Origin of the sequence: [Borrelia] turdi (assembly GCF_008828755.2) — a bacterium.
Classification (GTDB): Bacteria; Spirochaetota; Spirochaetia; order Borreliales; family Borreliaceae; genus Borreliella; species Borreliella turdi.
Genome location: NZ_QBLM01000001.1, coordinates 207,556 through 232,546, shown reverse-complemented (window position 1 = coordinate 232,546; position 24,991 = coordinate 207,556). Strand labels below are relative to the sequence as shown.

Sequence of the window (24,991 nt, the reverse complement as noted above, 5' to 3'; positions counted from 1 at the left end):
ATAAAAGATTTATTATATATATAAGGAGTTGGCTTAAATGAAGAGGAAAGCGAGAAGTATTTTATTTTTTTTATTATCCACTGCTCTTTTTGCTCAAGAGACTGATGGATTGTCAGGGGGCTCTAAAAGGCCAGAGCCCGGAGAATTAGTTTTGGATTTTGCCGAACTTGCAAGAGATCCAAGTCCAACTAAACTTGATCTTACAAATTATGTTGATTATGTGTATTCGGGCGCTTCTGGTATTGTTAAGCCTGAAGATATGGTTGTGGATCTTGGAATAAACAATTGGAGTGTTTTACTTACTCCTTCTGCAAGGTTGCAAGCTTATGTCAAAAATTCAGTTGTTGCGCCTGCTGTTGTTAAGAGTGAGTCAAAAAGGTATGCGGGTGATACTATTTTAGGGGTAAGAGTTTTATTCCCAAGCTATTCTCAATCATCTGCTATGATTATGCCGCCATTTAAAATTCCTTTTTATTCAGGGGAAAGTGGGAATCAATTCTTGGGTAAAGGCCTTATTGATAATATTAAAACCATGAAAGAGATTAAAGTATCAGTATATAGCTTAGGATATGAAATAGATCTTGAAGTTTTATTTGAAGATATGAATGGCATGGAGTATGCTTACTCTATGGGAACTTTAAAGTTTAAAGGGTGGGCGGATTTAATTTGGTCAAATCCTAACTATATTCCCAACATATCATCTAGAATAATTAAAGACGATGTTCCAAATTATCCTCTTGCTTCAAGTAAAATGAGATTTAAGGCTTTTAGAGTTTCAAAATCACACAGTTCAAAAGAGCAAAATTTTATCTTTTATGTTAAAGATTTAAGAGTTCTTTACGATAAGCTGAGTGTTTCAATAGATTCTGACATTGATAGTGAGTCTGTATTTAAAGTTTATGAGTCTAGTGGAACTGAATCCCTTCGTAAGTTAAAGGCACATGAAACTTTTAAAAGAGTTTTAAAGCTTAGAGAAAAAATTTCTATGCCTGAAGGTTCTTTTCAAGATTTTATAGAAAAGGTTGAGAGCGAAAAACCTGAAGAATCATCCCCAAAAAAGTAGGTTTAAATTAATATGTAAAGCTAACCTAAAAGGTTAGCTTTACATATATAAGGTTAATAGGAAATGGTATGGAAATATTAGATTTGGAAAATGAAGAGCTTTTAGGAGTTTTTTTTGAAGAGGCTCAAAATCTTGTAGATATCCTTGAAGAGAATATTATGTCATTAGAGGATGATCCTAATAATTCTGATACTATTGATGAAATATTCAGGGCAGCTCACACTTTAAAAGGAAGCTCTGCTTCTCTTGATATGATGGAGCTATCTGATTTTACTCATATTGTCGAAGATGTTTTTGATGCTATTAGAGATGATAAAATAAATATAGACAACAATCTTGTTGATTTGCTTTTAAATTCATTAGATGTTATTAAGGAAATGCTTGCACTTCGCCTTGATGGCAAGGTTTATTTGAATGATATAAGTAATCTTAAGAGCAAATTAAAGCAATTTTTAGTAATTGACGACCAAACTTATCTTAAGAGGTTTGATGAAAATTCAACTAAAAACGATTTTTGTCTTTCAAAATTAGATTTTGAAGAGATAAGAGAGGGGCTAGGAATTGGACAAAAGGTTTTAAGGATCAGTGTTATTTTTAATGCAAATAATGATTCTGAAGTTGAAAATGGTGGGTTGAAGATATTTAATATTTTAAAAAATCTAGGGTCTGTGTTACATACAATTCCTAAATATGAGCAAATCATCGAAGATAAATTTTTAACAAGAGTAGATTATTATCTAATATATTCAGATATAGAGGTCGTGAAAAAAAGTTTAGATGCCTCTAGTTTAATTGAAAGCTATTTGGTTGAAGAATTTAATGTAAAAGAAGAATTAAAAAAGCTTGAAGACAGAGGCATTAAAGATATTGATTTAAATTCTAATTATGTTTTAAATGCTGGTTTTGATTTTACAGAGAATGAAATTTCTGATTTATTTCTTGAGATTGAAGATCAAAAGTTATTTAAAGTTAGATTAAATTTTGTAAAAGACAATCCCATGTCTACTATTAGTGGTTTTCAAATGCTTCAGGCATTAAAAAGTCTTGGGAAGATTTTTAAGTCTATTCCAGATTCTAGTGAATTATTGGCAGATAAGTTTTTTGATTTTGTTATATATTATTTAATATCAAATGTTAGTGAAGACAGTATTGCTAAAAAGGTTAATTTGCCGGATGTTGTTAGTCATTTTGAAATTGAAAATATTGATTTAGAATCTTTTAAAAATGTAAATCTAAAAGAAAACGATGAAGTGCCTTTTAAGGCCGATAAAAGTATTAAAAAAAACAGTCCAATTAGCGTTAATTTAATTAGAATAGATAGTAAAAAAATAGATTACATATTAAATCTTGTCAGTGAGGCTGTAATAAGTAAATCATCTTATAATCAAATAAATTCAGAAATGATTACATTATTTTATAATTTTAATTATTTTTATGATTATCAAGAAAGTTTTCAGAGAAACTTTTTAATTGATTTAAAGATAATTTTTAAAGATATAGGCTTAACACTAGAAGATGAGGTCGAATCTCAGATTAATTCTTTGATGAATTTTAAAATGGAAAAGGCTCTTAATGATATCTCAGAATTGAGAAATTCCTTTTTCAGGCTTCTTCAAAATTTTAAAATGACTTCTGGGCGATTATCCAGAATAATTACAGATTTGCATGAGAGTGTTTTAAAGACTAGAATGTTGCCAATATCTAATATATTCTCAAGGTTTACAAGAGTCGTTAGAGATCTTTCAAAGAAATTGAACAAGATTGTAAATCTTAAAATGGAAGGAGAAGAGACTGAGCTTGATAAGTCTGTTATAGACGATCTTGTAGATCCTTTGATGCATTGTGTTAGAAATTCAATGGATCATGGACTTGAAACAGCTGAGGAGAGAATTAAAAAGGGGAAGAACAAAGCAGGTACTATAATTTTACGTGCTAAGAATGAGGGTAATGTAATATCAATTGAAATCGAAGATGATGGTGTTGGTATAGATCCAAAGGTTGTTAAGCGCAAATTAATTGAAAAGGGGACTATAAAAGAAGATGCAGTTTATTCTGATTTTGAACTTATTAACTTAATTTTTGCTCCCGGATTTTCAACAGCAGTTCAAGTAACAGACCTTTCAGGTAGGGGGGTTGGTCTTGATGTTGTGAAAAAAAGCATTGAAAAGCTTAATGGAACTATTTTAGTAGAATCAGAAATTGGTATTGGAACAATTTTTAAAATTAAACTACCATTGACATTGGTAATTATACAAGGTCTTTTAGTAAAGTCGGGATCTGAGACTTATGTTATTCCTTTGAATAATGTTCTTGAAACTCATAGAATAACTGAGCATGATATAAAATTGCTTGAGAATTATCATGAAGTTTATAATTTAAGAGACGAAATCATTTCTGTTCTCAGGCTTGATAAACTTTTTAATATAATAAGAGATGATTCATTAATAGAGAAATTTTTAATAGTTGTAAATACTAACAACATAAAGACTGCAATTGTTGTAGACTCTATTCTTGGTGAGGAAGATTTTGTAGTAAAGCCTATTAAGGATAAATTCTCAGCAACTACAGGTGTAGTCGGAGCTACTACGCTTGGCAATGGTAAGGTTGTATTAATAATTGATGTTTTTAAACTTTTTGATTTAAAAAAGGATACTAAGGAGTGAATCTCTTGTGCAGATAAAAGAAATTTATTTTGGACCTAAAATTTTAGATGATAAAAATTGTAATTCTAAATTGACTAATTTCGATTTTAAGGTTGTTTCTTTTGAGCTTGGATCGGATCATTATTTAGTAGACATTATGCAGGTTAAAGAAATTAGAAAATCTAGTAATTTTACTTATGTGCCAAATGCTAAAAAATATGTAGCTGGGCTTGATAATTTACGAGGTGAAATAATTCCTATTATAGATCTTAGAATAATGTTTAATTTGGAATTTAATAAAAAAGATCTTGAAGATATTATGGTTTTAAAAAATGAAGATCTTCTTATAGGCGTTATTGTTGATAAGATTAATAATGTTTTTTCAATAGATTCTAGCCTTATTCAAGATCCACATCCAGTTTTATCTCAGGATTCTTTAATAAATTATATAAAAGGCGTTGTAGATTATAATGAAAAACTTTATATACTCCTTGATGTTTTTAAAGTTTTTAATTATGGTGAAGAAGAGGGGAGGATAAAATCTAATCAAAATTCTGTTGAAAAAACCGATTTTGTAAGCGGCTTTAATGATTTAAATATACTAGAGAATTGTAAAAGTAATTTTTCCAATGATGACTTTTCAAAAAATAGTAATAGCAATGAAAATTCAACTTTAAATAATATTGCAACTTTTAATTTGGAGGATATTAAAAGAAATCTTTTGAAATACTCGTTTAATGCTTCTTTAGTAAATGATGTGTTTTTAGAAAAAGTTGGAGTAAAATTTAATATGGTTGATACTGATTGCTTGCCTTACGATAGTTTTTTAAATGAATTTTATTCAAAATCATCGGGAAATTTGTGGGGAGCTGATTGTTTGGAAGAATTTCAAAATGAAATTGTTAAGAATCGCTTAGATTTTATGGATAATTTAAATTCTATTTTTAATGTATTGGAAATTGGTTGTGGTAGTGGAAAGGAGACTATGGCGCTAGTTAACGCTTTGTCTGAATATTATTTAAAACCGTTTAAATTGACAGCTATTGATAATGATTTATCAAAAGTTGTTGAAACTTCTAGGTTGATTTTTTCAGAGTCAGAAATTGGCATTAGTGAAATTTATCGTAGGAACTCTTTTGAACAAAGTCCTGGATTTTATAAATTTAAATCAGAAATTTTCAATAATGTTTTGTTTGAATATTCTGATGCTCTTTTTTCAGATTTGCCTGATAATTTGGGAATGGTTTTTTTAAAAGATGTTTTATGTTTTTTGGACAGTAAAGATCAAGTTTTGATTTTAAATATCATCGCTTCTAAAACTATTAAAGGAGCTCTTTTGGTTTTAGGAGATAACGAAGAGCTTAAAAATAATGATGTTTTTATAAAAGAGAAATCCACAAAATATTTTAACTTGTACAGGAAAGTCTAAAGGAGAAATTAATGAGAATAGATTATATAGAGCCATTTTTGGATGCCGCTTCTTCGGTTTTAAGAGATATGTTACTTGTTGAGAATATAGAAATGGGTAAGCCGGGGCTTAAATCAATAAATCAAAAGATAAAAGGTGTTTCTGTAATAGTAGGGCTTGCTGGGTCTGTTGAGGGTAGTATAATTATTGATATGGATATAGAAACAGCTCTTTTTGTTGCTTCTAAGTTAAATTTTGAAGAATATGATAATTTTGATGATGAGGAAACAAAAGAGATGGTCGCTGCAACTCTTACCGAGGTTGGCAACATTATTGCTGGAAATTTTGTCACTACTTTGCATGCCAAAGGTTTTGTATTTGATATAACCCCACCAGCTTTTATTTATGGAGAAAATATGAAAATAAGCAATAAAGGTTCTGAGGCCTTAATTGTTCCTTTTTCTTTGCCTGATGGTAAAATTATAGAAGTTAATATTGCAATAAGAGAGAGGGTTTGATATGAAAAAAATTCTTTTTATTAAAAAAGAGAGGTTAATATGATTCAAAAGACTACAATTGCCGCAGATTCTTCATCTAAACCTAGGGGAATTAATTATGATACAGGCATTCCTTTTAATGTTTTAATTGTTGATGACTCTGTTTTTACCGTAAAGCAGCTTACGCAAATTTTTACATCAGAGGGTTTTAATATTATTGATACGGCAGCTGATGGGGAAGAGGCTGTGATAAAATACAAGAATCATTATCCTAATATTGATATTGTTACTCTTGATATTACCATGCCTAAAATGGATGGAATAACTTGTCTTTCTAATATTATGGAATTTGATAAAAATGCTAGAGTGATAATGATATCGGCTTTAGGTAAAGAACAATTAGTTAAAGATTGTTTAATAAAAGGAGCAAAAACATTTATTGTTAAGCCGTTGGATAGGGCAAAGGTTCTTCAAAGAGTAATGTCTGTATTTGTTAAATAAATTGTTTATGAAATTAGTGTAAGCTTTAATTTTATTATTTTCATTCTTTTAAAGAAAAAATCATTTCATTACTTATTTTATCTAAATTCTTTAAAAAATAAGTAATGTTAAGATTGAATATTTTTATAGGTTCTGTATTTTTTTCTATATAAAGTTCTAATTTGTAAAATCCTTTTTTCGTGTATATTAGTGAATAACTTTTAAAAATTCCATTTATATTTTTAATTTTAAATATTTTATATTTTAAAAATTTGTTATCAATAAGCTCGCTTTGAATTAAATATTTATTTGCTTCTTTGTAGTTCGAATTTAACAAGTTATAGTCAGGTTTGTTGAGTATTATGCTTTTTACAAAATTTTCGGTTAGTTTATAAATATTTTTTTCTATTTCGCTTGTTGGAAAATCGGTATAGTATTCTTTTTCTAAAATTAAATTAAAAGATGAATATTTTTTTATTTCTTCTTTTACTCTTTTTTCAATTGAGATGTTTAAAAGTCTAGCATTAAGTGGAAAATCTAACAATATAAGTAGCATTGCAATTATTTGAATTCTCATTGTAATTCCTCGTTTTTATTAATTATTTTTTTTACTTTTTCAATTTCTAAAGGTATTTTGCTTTTTCGCTTTGAATTTAGCTTTTCTTTTAGTAAAAGATTGTTAAATGATTTTGCAAGTTCATATACTTTTTCTTCGCTTAAAGTAAAAGGAATTTGAATTTTTCGATATTCTAATGGGTCTTGTAAAATTTTTGTCATTAAAATAATAGGATTTAAAAAGCTTGCTTTAAAAAATTTATAAAAATTCATTAAAAAAATAGTAAATGATGCAAACAATGTAAATAGAAAAATTCCAAGAATAGAATCGCTTTTTCTTTGCAAATATTTATCTATATAAAATTTTGTTTTTTCTATTTCTATTACTCTGTATTCACTAGGGCTATAGTAAACAAAAATTTCGTCCGATTTTGAGTATATTATTTCTTCTTTTTCCTTGATTATTAAGATGAAAGGATATTTTTCTTTAATGTAAGCTTTTTCATTTATTATTGATATATTTTTAATGATATTAAATTCTTGTTTTTCTGGTATTGAATTTCCAATTTTTGAGCTTGATATTATTATAAAAAATGTAAATGGTATTAACAAGCTCATTGAAAATGTTCTGGCAAATGCTATTAGTATTAAGTTTTTTTCTTTTGAATTGTAATAGATTTCTATTATTAGGTCATTAAACCTAAGAAGTCTTAAAAATCTTAGTTTGAAAAGTGATAGCATTATTGGATTTAATATGGTTTCTTGGGCTACAATTATGTTTTTAAGCTGATATGAACTATAAAATATTAAAGGGATAAGGCAGTGGATTATATCGAAGAATAGATTGTTTCTAACATAAATTTCTAATCTTTTAGAAAGGTAAGCCTTGGTTATTTTGTATAAAAAAATAAAAATAAAAATTGTGTCAAATAGAAAACCAAGAAATATTAATGCAAATCGTATTTTGTATGGTAAAAAAAGAATTATTGAGAGTTCTTCGATTAAAAGTTCAAATATTGAAAAAATTATTATTGCTTTTAAGAAAATCGAAAATTTTTTTACCATTTATTTCCCTTGGCTATTTCTAATAATTCTTTGATTATTCTTGAATCATACTCTTTAGAGCCCGATTGTTTTATTGAAAACCAACTTTCATCATACCCAATAAAACCTTTGATCGGATTGTTTTTATATTTTGGAATTCTTGCTCTGGCTGAAAAAATGGCAATTAATGTTGAAATTGGAGACATTGTTTGTAAAATCTCATATTTAAAAAAGCTTTCAATTATGAGTTTGGCTGTTTTTTCATCTAGAAAATCGGTATCATTGCTTATTGCTTTTGAAGTCGATTCAATATTTTTGGTAGTTAATTCTATTCCTTTTTCAAAACAGTATTTAATTACTAATACTTTTAAGAGAAGTAATATCTTTATATAATTTTTTATAATGTCTGATGAATAAAGGGCTTTATTTTCCTTTTGTATTAAATATATTGTATAAGAATTTTTTCCTTCAAATAGTTTGTTTATGTAAAATGTAATATATCCATTGCTTATAGTATTAAAATTATAAAAGAATTCTTTTCTTAAAGACGAGTTGACTTTAACGAAGTTAAATATCAAATTTAAGTCGTTTTTTGTTAATTCTTTGCTAAAAAGAGGCTTTACAATGTTAAAATCAATAGCTTCAATACCAGACAAAACAAATGGCGTAATCATTATATCTGTCTTATCTTTGATGTACTGAATTAGATCTTTTACTTCTGATTCAAAATCATTCTTAATGAATGTAGCAATAGTTTTTTTGTTTTCTTTTAAATAGTTGAGCATTTCAATTTCTTTTTCTATAGCAGATAAACTTTTTATGCTTTTATGATTGAATAGGTAATGATATAGGTAAGGGAAATATGGTTTTGCATTCATTTGATTAGTTCCAATAGTTCAAGTGGTTTATAGAGTATGTGCCTTGCCCCATTTTCTTTTAATTCTTGGACACTTCTAAATCCCCAGGAAACCCCTATTGGTATAAATCCAGCGTTTATTGCAGTTAGCATGTCTACATCGCTGTCTCCAATATATGCAATTTCTTCTTTGCAAACATTTAACCCTAATATCATGTCAAGAGCATTTTTAGGGTCTGGCTTTGGTAAAAATTTTTTAGAATAACCTCTGATTTCAAAAAAAAATATATTTTCAAAAATATTTTTTACTAAATTTATTAATTCTTCGTGGTTTTTATTGCTTAAAATTCCAATTGGAATTTTAAGTTTATTCATATTTTCTAGAAGTGTTTTTATGTTTTTGTATGGTTGTGTTTGAGATGAAAGGTTTTTATTGTATTCTTTTACAAATTCTTTGTAAAGTTTGTCTTTTAAATTGAGATTATTATATTCAAGAGATAATAGCTTTAGAGTGTCTATTACAAACTTGTCAAATCCTCTACCAACAAGAGCATTGAATTTGTTTAGTTCTATTTGATTGTATCCCAAGTTTGAAAGAGCAGAATTCATTGAGAATGCAATATCCATAATGCTATTTACCAGGGTTCCATCCATATCAAAAATGCAGGCTTTGATTTTCATAGTACTCCCTTTTATAATAATTTAATCATTCTTTTATTTTAGCATTTATTTGCGCTCTTGATTAAGTTTTATGTTTTAAGCATTTTTTATTTTCTATAAATCAATCCTATATAAATCAATCTTTATGAATAATTTATTTTGTTTATTAAAATTCAAAAATACTATTGAAAATATAAACTTTAAGTTTTATTATATTTCATTAGAATAAAATATTGTAAGCCATTCATGTTTAATACTTATTAGGATTTAAAGTTTAATGGAAAAAGATATACTAATATTAGAAAATATTACAAAAAAGTATGGCAATTTTATTGCCAATGACGATGTTTCTATTAAATTTAAAGCGGGTGAAGTTCATGCTATTCTTGGGGAAAATGGCGCTGGAAAGACCACCTTAATGAAGACTATTTATGGTATTCATCAAGTAGATAGCGGTCGAATTATTTTAAAAGGTCAAGAAGTAAGCTTTAAGGATTCAAGTGAGGCTATTAGAAATGGGATTGGAATGGTTTTTCAACATTTTATGTTAATTCCACAATTTACTGCTGTTCAGAATATTATTTTAGGGTATGAAACTTCAAAATTTGGTTTTCTTGATTACAAACAGGCTAGAAAAAAAATAAATTATCTTTCAGAAAAGTATAGTTTAAAGATAGATTTAGAGAAAAAGGTTGAAGATTTGAGTGTTGGCATGGAGCAAAAAATAGAAATATTGAAAGTTCTTTATCGAAATGCAGATATTATTATTTTTGATGAACCTACTGCAGTGCTTGCTCCAAGCGAAGTTGATGATTTTATAAATATTTTAAAGGTTCTCACTCAAGAGGGTCATACTGTAATACTTATTACTCATAAAATAAAAGAAATTAGGTCTATTGCAAAGCGCTGTACAATTATGCGCCTTGGGAAGATTGTTAAAACTGTTAATATTTCTGAGATTGATGACAAGGATCTTACAAAATTAATGATAGGCAAAGAGATTGCGCTTCGTTCATCTAAAATTCAATTTAAAAATCATTTTAATGTTCTTGAAATAAAAAATTTAAGCGTTAAAGATGAAAGGGGTGTTTTAAAAGTTAAAGATGTTAATCTTAATCTGAGAAATGGTGAAATTCTTGGGATATCAGGCATTGAGGGAAGTGGCCAAGAAGATTTAGTTGATGCAATTTTAGGTTTGAAAAGCATATTTAAAGGCGATATTTTTAAAAAAAATTCTTCAGGGAGTTTGGAATCTTTAAAAGGTTTAACTATTAAGCAAATAATAGATAAAAAAATTGGCAATATTCCTTCGGACAGGCAAAGGCATGGTCTTATTTTAGAATTCAGTGTTATGCAAAATATTGGGCTTAAGAGCTTTGATAATCCTTATTATTTAGGATTTAAAAAAAATCATTCAAAGAGCAATTGTGATTTAAAATTTAATTTTTTCAATTTTATTAAAAGACAATTTGACAGGGTTAAAAGACAATTTGTAGGGTTTGATCTTAATATCTTAAAAAAAATAAGCAATCAACTTATAAATTATTTTGATATTAGGCCAAGAGATACTTTAAATAAGGTAAAGTATTTATCTGGAGGTAATCAGCAAAAAGTTATTATTGCTCGTGAGGTTAGTTTAGAGCCAGATATCCTTTTAGCTATTCAGCCTACAAGAGGGCTTGATGTTGGAGCTGTTGAGAATATTTATAAAAGAATAATAGAGCAAAGAGATGCCGGGAGGTCTGTTTTGTTAGTTTCTTTTGAACTTGATGAACTTGTTAATGTTTGCGACAGAATAGCTGTAATGCACGATGGAAGGATAGTGGGTATTCTAGAGGACAATTTTGATATTGATGTTATTGGCAAAATGATGATAGGTTTAAGTTAAATGAGTATTAGTAAAAACGTATGCAGTAAATTTATATTAAAATTTTTAAATTCTTCAGCATTTGTTAGTGTTTTTGCTCTGGTTGTTGGATTTTTAATTGTTGGATTAGTGGTGATGGTATTTGGTTATTCTCCTTTTAGAATGTATTTTATAATACTAGAGATTATGTTTTCATCTCCCAAGCATTTAGGCTATGTTTTAAGTTATGCAGCTCCTTTGATTTTTACAGGCCTTTCTTTTGCTATTTCTTTAAAAACAGGTCTTTTTAATATTGGAGTTGAAGGTCAGTTTATACTAGGGTCTATTGTTGCTTTAATAGCATCGATTTTGCTTGATTTGCCACCAATTTTACATGTAATTTCTATTTTTGTTATTACTTTTTTAGCGTCAGGTAGTTTGGGAATTTTAATTGGATATTTAAAAGCTAAATTCAATATTAGCGAAGTGATTTCAGGAATAATGTTTAATTGGATATTATTTCATTTAAATAATATAATTTTAGATTTTAGTTTTATTAAAAGAGATAATAGCGACTTTTCAAAGTCCATTAAAGAAAGTGCATTTATTGATTTTTTAGGTTCTTGGAAGCTCTCACCAGAAGGTCTTGCTTATAGATCTTCTCATCCTTTTGTTAATGAGCTTTTAAAAGCGCCCCTTCATTTTGGAATAATTTTGGGTATAATTTTTGCTATTTTAATATGGTTTTTGCTTAATAAAACTATTATTGGATTTAAAATAAATGCCATAGGAAACAATATTGAGGCTTCAAGACGTATGGGTATTAATGTAAAAGCTGTTTTAATTTTTTCAATGTTTCTCTCAGCAGCTGTTGCGGGTCTTGCTGGAGCTGTTCAAATTATGGGTGTTAATAAAGCTATATTTAAGCTTTCTTATATGGAAGGAATTGGTTTTAATGGGATAGCTACTTCTTTGATAGGAAACAATTCCCCTATTGGCATAATATTTTCTAGTATTCTTTTTTCTATGTTGCTTTATGGAAGCAGTAGGGTTCAAAGTTTAATGGGCCTTCCATCTTCAATTGTATCTTTAATGATGGGAATAATTGTTCTTGTAATTTCTGCTAGTTATTTTTTAAATAAAATCTTTTTAAAAGGTGTTAAGGGTGTCAAGTATAATAATATTCTTAATTAGTGAAACTTTAATAAATTCTCAAACCTTAATTTTAGCTGGCTTGGGAGGGCTTATAAGTGAGAAAAGTGGAATTATTAATATTGGACTTGAAGGAATGATGACAGTAGGAGCATTTTCAGGAGCCGCAGTTGCATATTTTACAAATGCCCCATTATTTTCAATTTTTGTTGGTGGATTATCGGGGCTTGCGCTTGCTATTTTGCACGCTGTTTTTACAATTTTTTTAAAATCAGATCAAATTATAACCGGAATGGCGCTTAATTTTTTAGGACCCGCTATTGCTGTTTTTATAGGTACTTTGATTTTTTCTTCTATTTCAACTCCGCTTATAGAAACAAAGTTGCCGATACTTTTTGATGGAATTTTAAGTAAAACGTCTTTTATATTCCAAATTTTTGGCAAAAGATATTCTGTATACATTGCAATGCTAGGTGTGGTTTTGTTTCATATTATTTTCAGATATACTAAGATTGGGCTTAGAATTGATGCTAGTGGTGAAAATCCAGAGGTATTAGAGTCTGTTGGAGTTAGTGTAAATAAAATTAGATTTTTTTGTGTTCTTTTGAGTGGTTTTTTAGCTGGGATTTCAGGTGCTATTCTTACAACTGTGATTGCATCAAGTTATGTGCAAGGGGTTACAGGTGGGCAAGGTTTTATTGCCATTGTAATGTTAATTTTTGGGAAATGGACTCCTTTGGGAATTTTAATGGGCAGTTTTTTGTTTTCATTTGTGAAAACCTTGACAATTGTTTTGGCCCAATCGCCTTTTTTATCTTTAATAATGTCTCCTAAAATACTAGTTATTACTCCATATTTAATTGTTATTTTAAGTCTTATCTTTTTTTCAAAAAAGAATTATGCTCCTAAGTTCTTAGGAATACCTTATAAGAAGCATTAAAATTCAATAATAGCTTATAATTTGTTTTGCATATTGTGAAAATTCTTTTAATTTTTCAAGAGTTTTTAATTTTTTGCTGTATTATTTTTTTAATACCCTTTTGGTCTTGAGTTTAATTAAATAAGTAGATGATTTGTGAGGTAGTTTATTATGCTTTTGAAGCTTAAGTACAGGTTTGTTGGATTTTTATTATTGTCTTTAATTTTCATACTGTTACTTTTTTCTATGATTTTTAATTTTGTTTTATGCGGCTATTTGGAAGATTATTATAAGCAACTTACAAGGGCACAATTAAGAAGAGCCGCTTTTTCTACTCAATCTTTTTTAGACACTCTGTATGTTATAATCAATGGCGCAGCTTCTAATTTGGCGCTTGAAACCATATCAGAATTCGCAATTTCTGAGAATAAAGGAAAAGATTTCTCTGAGCCTGAATTGGTAGATTTAAGAAAAAATTCAAAATTTGTTATTGATTCTGTAAAGGTTAATAAAAAATATCGACAATATTTATACAATTTTATGATTAATCTTAAAAATGATACCCTTTTTGAAGAATTTGCATTTTTTGATTTTGAAGGGAGAATAATTGTTAGTACAAGGCATGAAAATAATATGGATTTTGGGCATTCTGAGGCTAATACTAATTATTTTAAAAAAGCGATTGAGGATTATAAGCAAAAACAATTAAAATTTATAGGCTGGTATTCAAATCTTTCTGAAGGAATATCTGCAGAGGTTGCTATTAGGTCTAGACAAAGCGAAAAAAAGGCTTTTGCAATAATTGTGCCTGTATACTCTCCAGAAGATAAACTTGTTTGTGGATATTTGGCTGGATATTTGCTTAATGATGTTTTAGCAGATAGTTTTGATAGATTTAGATTTGGTTTTTATAAAAGAGGCAATTTTATTTATATAGATCCTAATAATATAGCAGTTAATCCTTTTGAAGAATACAATGAAATTGGCAGGGTTAGTTCTAAATTTTTAAATGTTCTTAAAGATGTTTTTTCTAAGCCACCTCTTTTATCAAATACGCCTACTGAAGTGGCAGTTTATACTATTGATAGAATATTTTTTACCGAAATGGGGGAAGAGTGTTATTATACACTGTTGCCCATAACTAGTAAATTAGGAGAAAAAAGTGGAATACTTATAGCTAGGCTTCCTTATAAAGATATTTACGGAGTAATATCTAGTTTAAGATTCCAGTATATCTTATATTCTATCTTAGGTGTTATTGCATTAAGCATGGTTCTCTTGGCGAGAATAGATAGGGTTATTAGTTTTCGTTTAAATGCAATTAGAGTTTTAGTTCAGGATATGGCTAAGGGGAATTTAGATAAAGATTATGCTCTTGAGGGTCTTGATGATAGTGATTATTTCTCTGATGAGCTTAGTATGTTAAGTCTTCAGGTTGTAAAAATGAAAAAAGCTATTTCTGTAGCAATTGCAAGTGTTTTGAGAAATATTAGTTATGTGAATAAGGCAAGCCTAGAAGTTGCCAGTTCAAGTCAAAATTTAAGTTCTAGTGCGTTACAGCAGGCATCTGCTCTTGAAGAAATGGCAGCTAATGTTGAGCAGATAGCGTCAGGTGTCAATATGAGCGCAAATAATTCTTATGAAACCGAGCAAATAGCTTTAAAGACAAATGAAAGTTCCCAGATAGGTGGCAAGGCTGTCGAAGAATCTGTTATTGCTATGCAAGATATTGTAGAGAAAGTTAGTGTTATTGAAGAAATAGCTAGAAAGACTAATTTGCTTGCTTTAAATGCGGCTATTGAAGCTGCAAGAGCAGGTGATGAAGGAAAGGGGTTTGCTGTTGTAGCTAGTGAGATTAGAAAATTGGCGGATCTTAGTAAAATTTCGGCTCTTGAGATTGGAGAGTTGGTCGAAGATAACTCTAAGATAGCAACTGAAGCTGGAGTGATCTTTAAAGAAATGTTGCCAGAAATAGAAGAAACAGCTAATCTTGTTAAAAAGATTTCAGAAGGTAGTTCTAAGCAGAGTGATCAGATTGCTCAATTTAAAATGGCTTTAGACCAGGTTGGAGAAGTTGTTCAGTCTTCAGCTTCAAGTAGTGAGCAACTTTCTAGCATGTCCGATAAAATGCTAGAAAAGTCTAAAGAACTCAGAAAATCTGTATTATTTTTCAAAATTAAAGATTCTAAGATTGAAAATCTAGAAGATGATGATAATTATGATTTCAGGTTAATGGATTGTTCTGAAAATTCTTTTAAAGATGAAAATCAAAATTTTAAAAGTAATGGAATTTCAACTTTAAATAATAGTGGGCATAATAACCATTTAAGTATTGAGGATGAGACTCCTGTAAGAACTATTAATAAGCGAGTTGATCCTAAAAAAGCTATAGATATTGCTGATAAGGATTTGAATTTTGATGATGATTTTTCAGAATTTTAGAATTTATTTTTTGGTAAAAGAGGTGTTAGTATGAAGCTGAAAGCTAGGATGTTGCTACTTGTTCTTATTCTGATAGCATTCTTTATATCAATATTGTTTTTTGTGTTTGGAATGTTAATTAATAGTAAATTGGTAGATCAGCAGTTTGATCTTATGATAAATCTTATTGGAAACATTAAAAGTTCTTTTAACCTTTATATTTCTTCAATGGAAGAGAAAGTTAGGGTTAGTTCCATGTATTTTAATTCTGCTGAAAAATTTAATAGGGCTAGTAAGATTAGATCTAAAAGGTTGGGCTTTATTTCAGATCAATCTGAAATAATTGTTCAAACTGGTAGCAATATGATGGTTACAAACAAAGAAGGTGAAATAGTTTTTACTACAGCTGTTAAAGATAATAGTGATTTTGGTAAGTCTATTAGAGATAGAGAATATTTTACAAAACTTAAAGAGTCTCAAAGCATTGTTTATAATTCATTTGTTATGTTGGCAGATTCTGGGTCTATTGAGGAGTCTTTACTTAAAAACATTTCCAAGATAAAAAATAAAAAAGGCCAGATTCCTTACATATTAATAGGGATACCATTAAGAGATTTTGGTACAGGCGATATTTTTGGTTATTTTATGTTTTTTTATTCATTGGATTATATATATAGGTCTTTTAGAGGAATTAATTTTGGAATACTCTCTAGCGGTCGTGCGTTAGCTTATGATGCTACAGGTAGATTTTTGGTTCATCATACAGTATTTCCAGGCGATGTTTTAACTGACCTTAGTGCTTCTTATGCCAATATTCTTAAGAAAACCTCTGAAGATTTGTTGCAAAAAAATAAAGAAATTTCAACTGTTTATTATTATGATCCTAATACCAGTAAAAAATATGTGGGAATTAGTCAAAAGGTGTCATTAAACTTGTCTAATAATAAATTTATTCTTTTAATGAGGACTTCAGAAGATGATTTTCATTACATGTCTAGAGTTACATCTTTAATCTTAGGCATTAGTTTCGTATTTACATTGCTTATTCTTGCTATTGTAACTCTTTATCTCGTGAAAAAGCTGAGCTCTTCTTTGAATAAGATATTAGAATATTCTGAGCGACTTGCTTCTGGTAATTTTACCGCTGATATTAATTTTTGTAGATGGGGTACTATAGAGCTGTATAGCTTATACAAAGGTTTTGAGCAATTGAGAACCAATTTTTCCTCAGTTGCAAAGGGAGTTATTGAAAACCTAGATTACCTTTATGAAAATGCAATTCAAATAGCAAATGCAAGCCAAAATTTAAGTTCTGGTGCCGTTGAACAGGCTTCTACTTTAGAGCAAATGACGGCAAATATTGAGCAAATATCACAAGGTGTTTCTGAGAATACTGATAATGCAGCTACTACTGAAAAAATTGCTGTTAATACTAATGAGAGAACTAAAGAAGGGCATAAATCTGTTGTTAAAGCTATTGAGGCAATGACTGTAATTACTGAAAAAATTGGAATTATTGATGAGATAACAAGACAAACTAATTTGCTTGCTTTAAATGCCTCAATTGAGGCTGCACGAGTAGGAGAAAAAGGTAAGGGATTTGAAGTAGTAGCTGCTGAGGTTAGAAAGCTTGCAGATCAAAGTAAGGAATCAGCAAGAGAAATTATTGATATTGCAAACAGAAGCTTAACTGTTGCAAGTCGTGCTGGGGAAAATTTTGAACAAATAGTTCCTGGTATGGAGCAAACGGCCAGGCTTGTAAAAAATATTTCTAATGAAAGTTCTAAGCAAAGCGTTCAGATAGAGCAATTTAAAAATGCAATAGAACAGGTTAGTCAGCTAGTGCAGACTACAGCTTCAAGTAGTGAAGAACTTTCTGCAATGTCTGAAAAGATGTTAGAGAGCGTAAAAGATTTAAAAGAATCTGTTGATTACTTTAAAATTGAAAAGTAAGGATAAGACTTGAAAAATCTTCTCTAACTTTTCGGCTGATTATTATTCTATTATTTTAAAAATTTTAGCACCCCCCAGGCATTCTGTATTTTTGTAAAAGATTGCGAATTGCCCTGGGGATATTCCATGATCTTTTTTATTTAAAGCAATTTCAATTAAGTTATTTGTGATAAGTTTTAATTTACATGAGTATTTCTTTTCACCATGTCTTATTTTAATTTTGAAATTTTCAAAATTTGAAGGTGTTCCATTTATCCAATGTATTTCATGGACTAAAAATTTGCGTTTTGCTTGTTTTAAATAATTCTCGTTATGGGAGATATATATAATATTTTTTTCTAGGTCTTTTTCTATGACAAACCAAGGTCCGTTGCTAAGTTTTATTCCTCTTCTTTGTCCAACTGTAAAAAACCAATATCCATTGTGAATTCCTATTATTTTTCCCGTTTCTTTTTCAATTATACTGCCTTTTTTTTCGCCAAGATGATATTTTACAAATTCGTTATATTTGATTTTTCCTAAAAAGCAAATGCCTTGACTATCTTTTCTATCTTTGTTGGGCAAATTTATACTTTTAGCTATTTGCCTCACTTCGCTTTTAAGCAATGTTCCTAAGGGGAAGTATAGTTTTGACATTTGTTTTTGAGATAGATGAGATAAAAAATAGCTTTGGTCTTTAATTTTGTCTTTGGCTTGTTTTAGTAAGAATTTTTTTTCTTTTATTTGTATTTTAGCGTAATGTCCTGTGACAACTAAATCATATTGTTCGTTGATTTTCTCAAAAAATGCTCCAAACTTTATTCTTTGATTACAAAAAATATCTGGACTTGGGGTATTGCCGTTTTTTAGTTCTTCAATAGTATAGCTTACTACTTTGTTATAATATTCTTTTTGAAAGTTTATTATTTCGTATGGTACATTAAACTTGTTGCATACAGCTTCAACGTAATTTAAATCTTCTTGCCATGGGCAGTCTCCAATATAAGACAGCTCATCTTCAAGCCAAATTTTTAAATAGTAGCATTTTATATTTGTATATCCTTTGTTTATAATTCTATAAAGGGCAACAGAACTATCAACTCCTCCAGATAAAAGTACGGCTATTTTCATAAATTTCCCTTTTTAGGTTTTATTATATAAGATTTTGCTAATTTTTGTAAATTATAATATAATAACTTAAATCCATTAATGTATTGAGGAATATATGAAAATAGGCATTAGTGATATTAGGATTTTTTTACCTTTAAATTATTTAGATTTTTCTGTTCTTTTGGAGAATCCTTTATATTTTTCTAATGAAGTTTTTTTTAAAAAAATCAATAGAGCAATAGATGCAACCTTGCAAAAAGGTTTTAGATTTACAGGCCCCAATGAGGATAGTGTAACCATGGCAAGTTCAGCTGTTAAGCTTATTTTTGACAACAATAATCTTGATTTGAGTAAAATTAGAATACTTTTAGGCGGAACTGAAACAGGTGTTGATCATTCAAAGTCAATTTCTTCTTATGTTTTTGGAGCTTTAAAGAAGTCTGGCATTTGTCTGGGGAATAATTTTTTAACTTTTCAAGTTCAACATGCATGTGCTGGCGCTGCTATGTCTTTGCACAGTGTAGCAAGTGTTCTAAGTCATTCTAATAATTCTGAATATGGTATAGTTTTTTCTTCAGATATTGCGCACTATAGCAATCTTACTACAGCTGAGATTACTCAAGGAGCTGGTGCAACTGCAATGCTTGTTGAAAAAAATCCAAAGCTACTTTCTATCAATTTATCTGAATTTGGAGTTTATACCGATGATGTTGATGATTTTTTTAGGCCTTTTGGAAGTGTTGAGGCCAAGGTGCGTGGTCAATATTCAGTTGAATGTTACAATAATGCAAATGAAAATGCTTTAAGAGATTTTGCTCTCAAAAAGCAACTTAATATGAAAGATTTATTTTCTAATTATAGATTTATTTTACATGTTCCTTTTGCTAAGATGCCGATAGATTCAATGCATTATATTTTAAAAAAATATTATAGTGATGATGAATCTGTTAGAAATGCTTATTTAGAGTCAATAGATTTTTACGATGGAGTTGAAGCTGCTATGGAGGTGGGAAATTTGTATACGGGTTCAATTTTTTTATCTTTAGCATTTTATTTAAAAAGAGTATTTTCTAAGAAGGATATTACGGGAGAAAAAATATTATTTTGTTCTTATGGATCTGGCAATATTATGATTGTTTATGAATTTACCATTGAAAAAAGTGCTTTTGATGTTGTTAAATCATGGGATCTTGATGGACTTATAAAAAATAGAAATAATGCAAATTTTGAAGAATATAAAGATTTCTTTCAAAATAAAATAGTTCCTGGTGAATCCAGAGGATTTTATTTAAAAGAATTAAGGAATGACGGATACCGAGTTTATGGGTATCGAGCCTAATATATTAGAAAATAAAAAAAAACATATTGAGATTTGTCTAAATAAGAACAATGTTAAAAGCAGTTGTAATTTTTTAAAATTTATTAAGCTAAAACATAATGCTCTGAGCGATTTTAATTTCTCTGAGATAGACATAAAAGAAGAAATATTTGGATACAATATTAGCATGCCTGTTTTTATTTCTTCCATGACAGGAGGCAGTAAAGAAGGGAATGACTTTAATAAATCTTTAGTTAAGATTGCAAATTATTTAAAAATTCCTATTGGTTTAGGTTCTTTTAAGCTTTTGTTTAAGTATCCCGAGTATATAAAAGATTTTACTCTTAAAAGCTATGCTCACAATATTCCTTTGTTTGCCAATATTGGTGCTGTTCAAATTGTTGAGTTTGGTATTTCTAGGATAGCTGAAATGATCAAGAGATTGGAAGTTGATGCAATTATTGTGCATCTTAATGCGGGGCAGGAATTAATGAATGTTAATGGAGAGAGAAATTTTAAAGGAATAAAAGAATCAATAGCCAAATTGTCCAACTTTCTAAGTGTTCCATTAATTGTCAAAGAGACAGGTTTTGGAATTTCACCAAATGATGTTAAGGAGTTATTTAAACTTGGTGTTTCTTGTATTGATCTTGCGGGTAGTGGCGGTACTAATTGGGTTTTAGTAGAAGGCATGAGGGGCAATAATCTAAATATTGCATCTTGTTTTTCTGATTGGGGGATTCCTTCGATTTTTACTTTGCTTAGCATTGATGATTCTCTAAAGGCTAATATTTTTGCATCTGGCGGGTATGAGACAGGCATGGATATTGCTAAAGGCATTGCTCTTGGAGCTAAACTGATAGGTGTTGCAGCTGTTGTTCTTAGAGCTTTTTACAATTCAGGAGAAGATGCTGTATTTAGTCTTTTTTCTGATTATGAGCATGTTTTAAAAATGTCTATGTTTTTAAGTGGAAGCAGAAGTTTGTCTGAATTTAAAAATAATAAGTATTTTTTGAGTAGCTATTTGCTTACTGAGCTTGGAGTCTTTAAGCAGTTTTATGAAACTTAGTAAAAATTTTAGACATAAAAGTATTTTAGAAAAAAGGCAAGAGATAAAAAGTTTTTTAGGATTATCTTTTAATGATTTTTTTTATAATAATACCAATGAAGATTTTCTTTTTAATATGATAGAAAATTACATTGGATACTTATCTTTTCCTGTTGGAATTGTAAAAAATTTAAAAATAAATGGTAAATACTATTCTTTGCCTATTGCAACAGAAGAATCTTCTGTTATTGCTGCCTTGAATTTTGCAGCAAAAACCCTTGAAAATGCTAATTTGAATTATTCTTTGAGTGAAGTGTTGGGAATTTCTCAAATTTATATAAAATCGGAAAAAGACCTAAGTAAAATTTTTGTTGATCTTGGCGATAAAATCAAGACTTGGATTGAACCTCTTTTATCCAATATGAATCAAAGGGGAGGTGGATTTAAGAGATTGTCAACTAAATATATTAAAGAGCTTGGTATTCAGAAATTGAATCTTTATTTGGATACTTGTGATGCTATGGGCGCTAATTTGTTAAACTCAATTGCAGAGCGTGTAGCAGAATGTATTTTTTTAGAGTTTGGATATGAGTGTGTTTTAAAAATTTTAAGCAATGATGTTAGTGAATTTACAACTAAAGCTTGTTTTGTTTTAGATTTTAAGCATTTACTATCGAGTAAAGAGGATTCTTTTAATTTGGCTAAAAAAATTGAACTTATTTCTAGTATAGGTTTCTACGAAGAGGAGCGAGCTGTTACTAATAATAAAGGTATTATGAATGGAATTACGGGGGTGTGTCTTGCTACTTTTAATGATACAAGAGCACTTGAGGCTTCTGTTCACAGATTTGCTTCAAAAAGTGGCAAATATCTTCCTCTTAGTAAATTTTATATTATTGATAATGCTTTGGTTGGAGAAATTGAAATTCCTTTGCAAGTTGGAACTAAAGGCGGGGTTACGTCTTTTAGCGAAGCTTCAATTTTAAGTTTTAGAATTATGAATGTAAGTAGTAAGACTGAATTTATGGGTATTTTATCTTGTGTTGGACTTGCTAGTAATTTTGCTGCATTAAGGGCTCTTGCATTTAACGGAATTCAAAAGGGTCACATGAGATTACATGTTAATAAAATACTCTACTTTTTAAAGATGAAATATAATATTTCTGATTTTGAGAAAGACAAATTATTATTAGAAATGCAAAAAGTGGGTATTTATTCTTTTGATTTTGCTTTTAAAATTCTAAAGAAAATAAGGTTAGAGAATGAAGGTAAAGTGTAAAGTTAATGCAAGCTTAGCTTTAATTAAATATTGGGGCAAGAAGGATATTTTTTTAAACATCCCCGCGACTTCTAGTCTTGCTGTTAGTGTTGATAAGTTTTATTCAATAAGTGAGCTTGAACTTTCAGATCAAGATGAAATAATTTTAAATTCAAAGCCAGTTATATTGCAAAATAGAGAAAAGGTATTTTTTGATTATGCAAGAAAAATTCTTAGTGAGCCGAATGTTAGATTTAAAATTAAAAGTGAAAACAATTTTCCAACAGCAGCGGGCCTTGCAAGTTCTAGTTCGGGCTTTGCTTCTATTGCTGCTTGTATTTTGAAATATTTTAATAAATATTCTTTTAGCAGTGCATCTAGTCTTGCAAGAGTAGGATCAGCTTCTGCAGCAAGGGCTATTTATGGGGGGTTTACCATTTTAAAAGAAGGTTCAAAAGAATCTTTTCAATTAAGAGATCGATCTTATTTTAATGATTTGCGCATAATATTTGCCGTAATTGATAGCAATGAAAAAGAATTGTCTTCAAGAGTTGCAATGAATATTTGTAAACTTCATGAGTTTTATTATGATGCTTGGATTGCCTCTAGTAAAAAGATTTTTAAAGATGCTTTATATTTTTTTTTAAAAAAAGATTTTATACATTTTGGAGCAAATGTTGTAAAAAGTTATCAAAATATGTTTGCTTTAATGTTTGCATCTTCTATTTTTTATTTTAAAAGCAGTACAATAGATTTAATTAAATATGCTGCTAATTTGAGAAATGAGGGAATTTTTGTATTTGAGACAATGGATGCAGGCCCCCAGGTAAAGTTTCTTTGTTTGGAAAAAAATTTAAATACTATTTTAAAAAGACTTAAGCAAAATTTTACTGGCATTAATTTTATTGTTTCAAAGGTTGGGCGTGACTTAGAATGGATTTGATTAGTTTTTCTGTGCCTGGAAATTTGCTTTTAATGGGGGAGTATACTATTTTAGAGGAAAAGGGCTTGGGGTTGGCAATTGCGATTAACAAGAGAGCATTTTTTTCTTTTAAAAAGAGCGATTTTTGGCGTTTCTTTAGCAAAAAGAAAGAGATAGACGATTTTTCTTTAATAGAAAATAGAGATGATTTTGTTTTTAAAATGTTTTCTTACTTGAGTCAAAAATATTTTTTTAATCTAGAAAGCTTTGCATATGATGTTTACATTGATACAAGTAATTTTTTCTTTAATGATGGAACTAAAAAGGGATTTGGTTCAAGCGCTGTTGTTGCTATTGGTATAGTGTGTGGTCTTTTTTTAATTTACAATTCTACTAATGTTGTTGATAAGGGTGAAATCTTTAAATATTGTTTAGAGGCCTACAGGCACTCTCAAGGAGGGATGGGTAGCGGATACGATATTGCTACTAGTATTTTTGGAGGTGTTGTTGAGTTTGAAGGCGGTTTTACTCCTAAATGCAGACAGCTGGGCATTGTTAAGCTTGATGATTTTTATTTGATGCAAGGTTTGAAAGCTGTTAAAACTACCGCTTCTATTTGTGAATACAATAAACATAGAAATTCTATTTTAGACTTGATATTAAAATGCAATTTGGAGGTAAAAAAACTTGTTTTAAGTGTTGGTACTTCTAACTCCAAATTAATTTCTAGCTTAAGAAGAGCTAAAGAATTAGGATTGGAAATAGGAGAGGCAATAGGAGTTTCTGCAGCCTTGCCTTCAAATTTTGAACACCTTAGAGATCAATGCGATTTGATTAAAGCTTTGGGAGCTGGAAACGAAACTTTTTTAGTTTATAGACCCAATATTAAAGCTTTTGATTTATCAAAAATTATTCCAATTGTTTTAGAGCATGAAAGTATTAAGTTTGAAAGCAATAAATGTTAAGAATAAGAAAGCCTGCTAAAATATTGTTCTTAGGGGAACATAGTGCTGTTTATGGGTTTCCAGTTATTGGGGCTACAGTTCCAATTTATATGGATCTTATTTGTAGTGTGTCTAAAAATTGGAAATATTTGGGGAAACCTAGTACTAAATTAAATAGCCTTATAAGCTTTATTGTTTCAAATTACAATAAAGTTAATCCGATTGAGTTTACTATTATTTCTGAAATTCCTATTGGAGTTGGTCTTGGTTCTTCTGCTAGTCTTAGTTTGTGTTTTGCAGAATATATTACAAGTCATTTTGAATATAGGGATTGTAATAAAATTTTATTGGCAAATCAAATTGAAAATATTTTTCATGGCAAATCTTCTGGAATGGATATTAGGCTAATTGATCTTGGTGGAACCTTTTATTTAGAGAAAAAAGAAGATGTTTTTAATTCAAGAAAATTAAAAGATTCTGGTTTTTATTTTTTAATCGGAGCTATAAAAAGAGATTTTACAACTAAAGAAATAGTTGTAAATTTAAAAAAACAGTTATTATTTAATACTGATCTATTTGGTTTTATTGAAAAGCTTGGTCTTGTTGTAAGCAATGCTTATATTTCTTTTAAGAATAAGGATGTATATTCTTTAGCTAATGAAATGAATGTTGCACATTATTGTTTAAGGCATTTGGGGTTGTCTAATGATACTCTTGATTGGTTGATAAGCAGGGGGATTAAATTAGGCGCTCTTTCTGGAAAGTTAAGTGGCTCTGGTAAAGGAGGAGCGTTTATTTTTCTTTTTGAAAGTCAAGAAAAAGCCAATACAGCTAAAAAAGAGCTTAATAACATAATTAAAAATTATAAAATAAACTTAGCCTTACAGCTAAAAATAATTGAAGTTTAGGTTATTTT

The 24,991-nt window shown here is 29.1% G+C and carries 21 protein-coding genes; 16 read left to right on the top strand and 5 right to left on the bottom strand.

Annotation, left to right across the window (positions count from 1 at the left end; genetic code table 11):
- The first annotated feature begins 37 nt into the window (after positions 1–37).
- The 5 genes from flaA (at position 38) to DB318_RS01035 (ending at position 6,111) form a co-directional block, all read left to right on the top strand.
- Positions 38–1,063, top strand: coding sequence for a flagellar filament outer layer protein FlaA (flaA, locus tag DB318_RS01055; protein WP_151074130.1), 1,026 nt, complete (start codon positions 38–40; stop codon positions 1,061–1,063).
- Positions 1,064–1,131: 68 nt separating this feature from the next.
- Complete coding sequence (locus DB318_RS01050; RefSeq protein WP_151074129.1) at positions 1,132–3,726, top strand: chemotaxis protein CheA; 2,595 nt, start codon at positions 1,132–1,134, stop codon at positions 3,724–3,726.
- Positions 3,727–3,733: 7 nt separating this feature from the next.
- A complete protein-coding gene (locus tag DB318_RS01045) occupies positions 3,734–5,134 on the top strand; it encodes a CheR family methyltransferase (protein ID WP_151073636.1) in 1,401 nt (466 codons plus the stop codon).
- A gap of 11 nt (positions 5,135–5,145) precedes the next feature.
- On the top strand, positions 5,146–5,631 hold the full coding sequence (locus DB318_RS01040; RefSeq protein ID WP_075552324.1) for a chemotaxis protein CheX: 486 nt from the start codon (positions 5,146–5,148) through the stop codon (positions 5,629–5,631).
- Between the two features lie 39 nt (positions 5,632–5,670).
- Positions 5,671–6,111 (top strand): response regulator, encoded by a 441-nt coding sequence (locus tag DB318_RS01035; RefSeq protein ID WP_002557259.1) that lies wholly within the window; start codon positions 5,671–5,673, stop codon positions 6,109–6,111.
- Positions 6,112–6,151: 40 nt separating this feature from the next.
- Here DB318_RS01035 and DB318_RS01030 read toward each other — a convergent pair whose 3' ends face one another.
- From DB318_RS01030 to DB318_RS01015, 4 genes are read right to left on the bottom strand one after another with little or no spacing between them, the layout of a single operon-like run.
- Positions 6,152–6,667 (bottom strand): hypothetical protein, encoded by a 516-nt coding sequence (locus DB318_RS01030; protein ID WP_151060328.1) that lies wholly within the window; start codon positions 6,665–6,667, stop codon positions 6,152–6,154.
- Complete coding sequence (locus DB318_RS01025) at positions 6,664–7,710, bottom strand: hypothetical protein (protein ID WP_151074128.1); 1,047 nt, start codon at positions 7,708–7,710, stop codon at positions 6,664–6,666. Before DB318_RS01025 ends, DB318_RS01030 begins: the two co-directional genes overlap by 4 nt.
- On the bottom strand, positions 7,704–8,567 hold the full coding sequence (locus DB318_RS01020; protein ID WP_151060330.1) for a hypothetical protein: 864 nt from the start codon (positions 8,565–8,567) through the stop codon (positions 7,704–7,706). Before DB318_RS01020 ends, DB318_RS01025 begins: the two co-directional genes overlap by 7 nt.
- Positions 8,564–9,226, bottom strand: a complete 663-nt coding sequence (locus DB318_RS01015; RefSeq protein WP_151060331.1) for an HAD family hydrolase — start codon at positions 9,224–9,226, stop codon at positions 8,564–8,566. Before DB318_RS01015 ends, DB318_RS01020 begins: the two co-directional genes overlap by 4 nt.
- A gap of 256 nt (positions 9,227–9,482) precedes the next feature.
- On the opposite strand from DB318_RS01015, the gene DB318_RS01010 reads away from it, so the two are divergent.
- The 5 genes from DB318_RS01010 (at position 9,483) to DB318_RS00990 (ending at position 17,496) form a co-directional block, all read left to right on the top strand.
- Positions 9,483–11,093 (top strand): ABC transporter ATP-binding protein, encoded by a 1,611-nt coding sequence (locus tag DB318_RS01010; RefSeq protein WP_151073637.1) that lies wholly within the window; start codon positions 9,483–9,485, stop codon positions 11,091–11,093.
- Positions 11,094–12,245, top strand: coding sequence for an ABC transporter permease (locus DB318_RS01005; RefSeq protein ID WP_151060333.1), 1,152 nt, complete (start codon positions 11,094–11,096; stop codon positions 12,243–12,245). It begins immediately after the preceding gene.
- Positions 12,217–13,143, top strand: a complete 927-nt coding sequence (locus tag DB318_RS01000; RefSeq protein WP_151060334.1) for an ABC transporter permease — start codon at positions 12,217–12,219, stop codon at positions 13,141–13,143. Before DB318_RS01005 ends, DB318_RS01000 begins: the two co-directional genes overlap by 29 nt.
- Before the next feature lie 150 nt (positions 13,144–13,293).
- On the top strand, positions 13,294–15,564 hold the full coding sequence (locus DB318_RS00995) for a methyl-accepting chemotaxis protein (RefSeq protein ID WP_151074127.1): 2,271 nt from the start codon (positions 13,294–13,296) through the stop codon (positions 15,562–15,564).
- Between the two features lie 30 nt (positions 15,565–15,594).
- Positions 15,595–17,496 carry a methyl-accepting chemotaxis protein gene (locus DB318_RS00990; protein WP_151060336.1) on the top strand — a complete coding sequence of 634 codons (1,902 nt, stop codon included), beginning with the start codon at positions 15,595–15,597 and terminating at the stop codon, positions 17,494–17,496.
- A gap of 42 nt (positions 17,497–17,538) precedes the next feature.
- Here the strand turns inward: DB318_RS00990 and mnmA are convergent, their stop codons facing one another.
- The gene (gene mnmA / locus DB318_RS00985; protein WP_151074126.1) at positions 17,539–18,606 is read right to left on the bottom strand and encodes a tRNA 2-thiouridine(34) synthase MnmA; all 1,068 of its coding nucleotides are present in this window, start codon (positions 18,604–18,606) and stop codon (positions 17,539–17,541) included.
- A gap of 94 nt (positions 18,607–18,700) precedes the next feature.
- Between mnmA and DB318_RS00980 the strand changes: the two genes are divergently transcribed.
- From DB318_RS00980 to mvk, 6 genes are read left to right on the top strand one after another with little or no spacing between them, the layout of a single operon-like run.
- Complete coding sequence (locus DB318_RS00980) at positions 18,701–19,924, top strand: hydroxymethylglutaryl-CoA synthase (protein WP_151060338.1); 1,224 nt, start codon at positions 18,701–18,703, stop codon at positions 19,922–19,924.
- Positions 19,908–20,972 carry a type 2 isopentenyl-diphosphate Delta-isomerase gene (fni, locus tag DB318_RS00975; RefSeq protein WP_151074304.1) on the top strand — a complete coding sequence of 355 codons (1,065 nt, stop codon included), beginning with the start codon at positions 19,908–19,910 and terminating at the stop codon, positions 20,970–20,972. The genes DB318_RS00980 and fni overlap by 17 nt, the downstream gene beginning before the upstream one ends.
- The gene (locus tag DB318_RS00970) at positions 20,962–22,230 is read left to right on the top strand and encodes a hydroxymethylglutaryl-CoA reductase, degradative (RefSeq protein WP_234909474.1); all 1,269 of its coding nucleotides are present in this window, start codon (positions 20,962–20,964) and stop codon (positions 22,228–22,230) included. The genes fni and DB318_RS00970 overlap by 11 nt, the downstream gene beginning before the upstream one ends.
- Positions 22,214–23,152 (top strand): diphosphomevalonate decarboxylase, encoded by a 939-nt coding sequence (mvaD, locus tag DB318_RS00965; RefSeq protein WP_151073641.1) that lies wholly within the window; start codon positions 22,214–22,216, stop codon positions 23,150–23,152. Before DB318_RS00970 ends, mvaD begins: the two co-directional genes overlap by 17 nt.
- A complete protein-coding gene (locus tag DB318_RS00960; RefSeq protein ID WP_151073642.1) occupies positions 23,143–24,096 on the top strand; it encodes a GHMP family kinase ATP-binding protein in 954 nt (317 codons plus the stop codon). The genes mvaD and DB318_RS00960 overlap by 10 nt, the downstream gene beginning before the upstream one ends.
- Complete coding sequence (mvk, locus tag DB318_RS00955) at positions 24,090–24,983, top strand: mevalonate kinase (RefSeq protein WP_151073643.1); 894 nt, start codon at positions 24,090–24,092, stop codon at positions 24,981–24,983. The genes DB318_RS00960 and mvk overlap by 7 nt, the downstream gene beginning before the upstream one ends.
- Positions 24,984–24,991 lie beyond the last annotated feature (8 nt).

What these genes read in the sequence shown, in the direction of transcription:
- flaA (WP_151074130.1), top strand. Translation starts at nt 38, where the DNA reads ATGAAGAGGAAAGCGAGAAGTATTTTATTTTTTTTATTATCCACTGCT.
- DB318_RS01050 (WP_151074129.1), top strand. Translation starts at nt 1,132, where the DNA reads ATGGAAATATTAGATTTGGAAAATGAAGAGCTTTTAGGAGTTTTTTTT.
- DB318_RS01040 (WP_075552324.1), top strand. Translation starts at nt 5,146, where the DNA reads ATGAGAATAGATTATATAGAGCCATTTTTGGATGCCGCTTCTTCGGTT.
- DB318_RS01035 (WP_002557259.1), top strand. Translation starts at nt 5,671, where the DNA reads ATGATTCAAAAGACTACAATTGCCGCAGATTCTTCATCTAAACCTAGG.
- DB318_RS01030 (WP_151060328.1), bottom strand. Translation starts at nt 6,667, where the DNA reads ATGAGAATTCAAATAATTGCAATGCTACTTATATTGTTAGATTTTCCA.
- DB318_RS01025 (WP_151074128.1), bottom strand. Translation starts at nt 7,710, where the DNA reads ATGGTAAAAAAATTTTCGATTTTCTTAAAAGCAATAATAATTTTTTCA.
- DB318_RS01020 (WP_151060330.1), bottom strand. Translation starts at nt 8,567, where the DNA reads ATGAATGCAAAACCATATTTCCCTTACCTATATCATTACCTATTCAAT.
- DB318_RS01015 (WP_151060331.1), bottom strand. Translation starts at nt 9,226, where the DNA reads ATGAAAATCAAAGCCTGCATTTTTGATATGGATGGAACCCTGGTAAAT.
- DB318_RS01010 (WP_151073637.1), top strand. Translation starts at nt 9,483, where the DNA reads ATGGAAAAAGATATACTAATATTAGAAAATATTACAAAAAAGTATGGC.
- DB318_RS01005 (WP_151060333.1), top strand. Translation starts at nt 11,094, where the DNA reads ATGAGTATTAGTAAAAACGTATGCAGTAAATTTATATTAAAATTTTTA.
- DB318_RS00995 (WP_151074127.1), top strand. Translation starts at nt 13,294, where the DNA reads ATGCTTTTGAAGCTTAAGTACAGGTTTGTTGGATTTTTATTATTGTCT.
- DB318_RS00990 (WP_151060336.1), top strand. Translation starts at nt 15,595, where the DNA reads ATGAAGCTGAAAGCTAGGATGTTGCTACTTGTTCTTATTCTGATAGCA.
- mnmA (WP_151074126.1), bottom strand. Translation starts at nt 18,606, where the DNA reads ATGAAAATAGCCGTACTTTTATCTGGAGGAGTTGATAGTTCTGTTGCC.
- DB318_RS00980 (WP_151060338.1), top strand. Translation starts at nt 18,701, where the DNA reads ATGAAAATAGGCATTAGTGATATTAGGATTTTTTTACCTTTAAATTAT.
- fni (WP_151074304.1), top strand. Translation starts at nt 19,908, where the DNA reads ATGGGTATCGAGCCTAATATATTAGAAAATAAAAAAAAACATATTGAG.
- DB318_RS00970 (WP_234909474.1), top strand. Translation starts at nt 20,962, where the DNA reads ATGAAACTTAGTAAAAATTTTAGACATAAAAGTATTTTAGAAAAAAGG.
- mvaD (WP_151073641.1), top strand. Translation starts at nt 22,214, where the DNA reads ATGAAGGTAAAGTGTAAAGTTAATGCAAGCTTAGCTTTAATTAAATAT.
- DB318_RS00960 (WP_151073642.1), top strand. Translation starts at nt 23,143, where the DNA reads ATGGATTTGATTAGTTTTTCTGTGCCTGGAAATTTGCTTTTAATGGGG.
- mvk (WP_151073643.1), top strand. Translation starts at nt 24,090, where the DNA reads ATGTTAAGAATAAGAAAGCCTGCTAAAATATTGTTCTTAGGGGAACAT.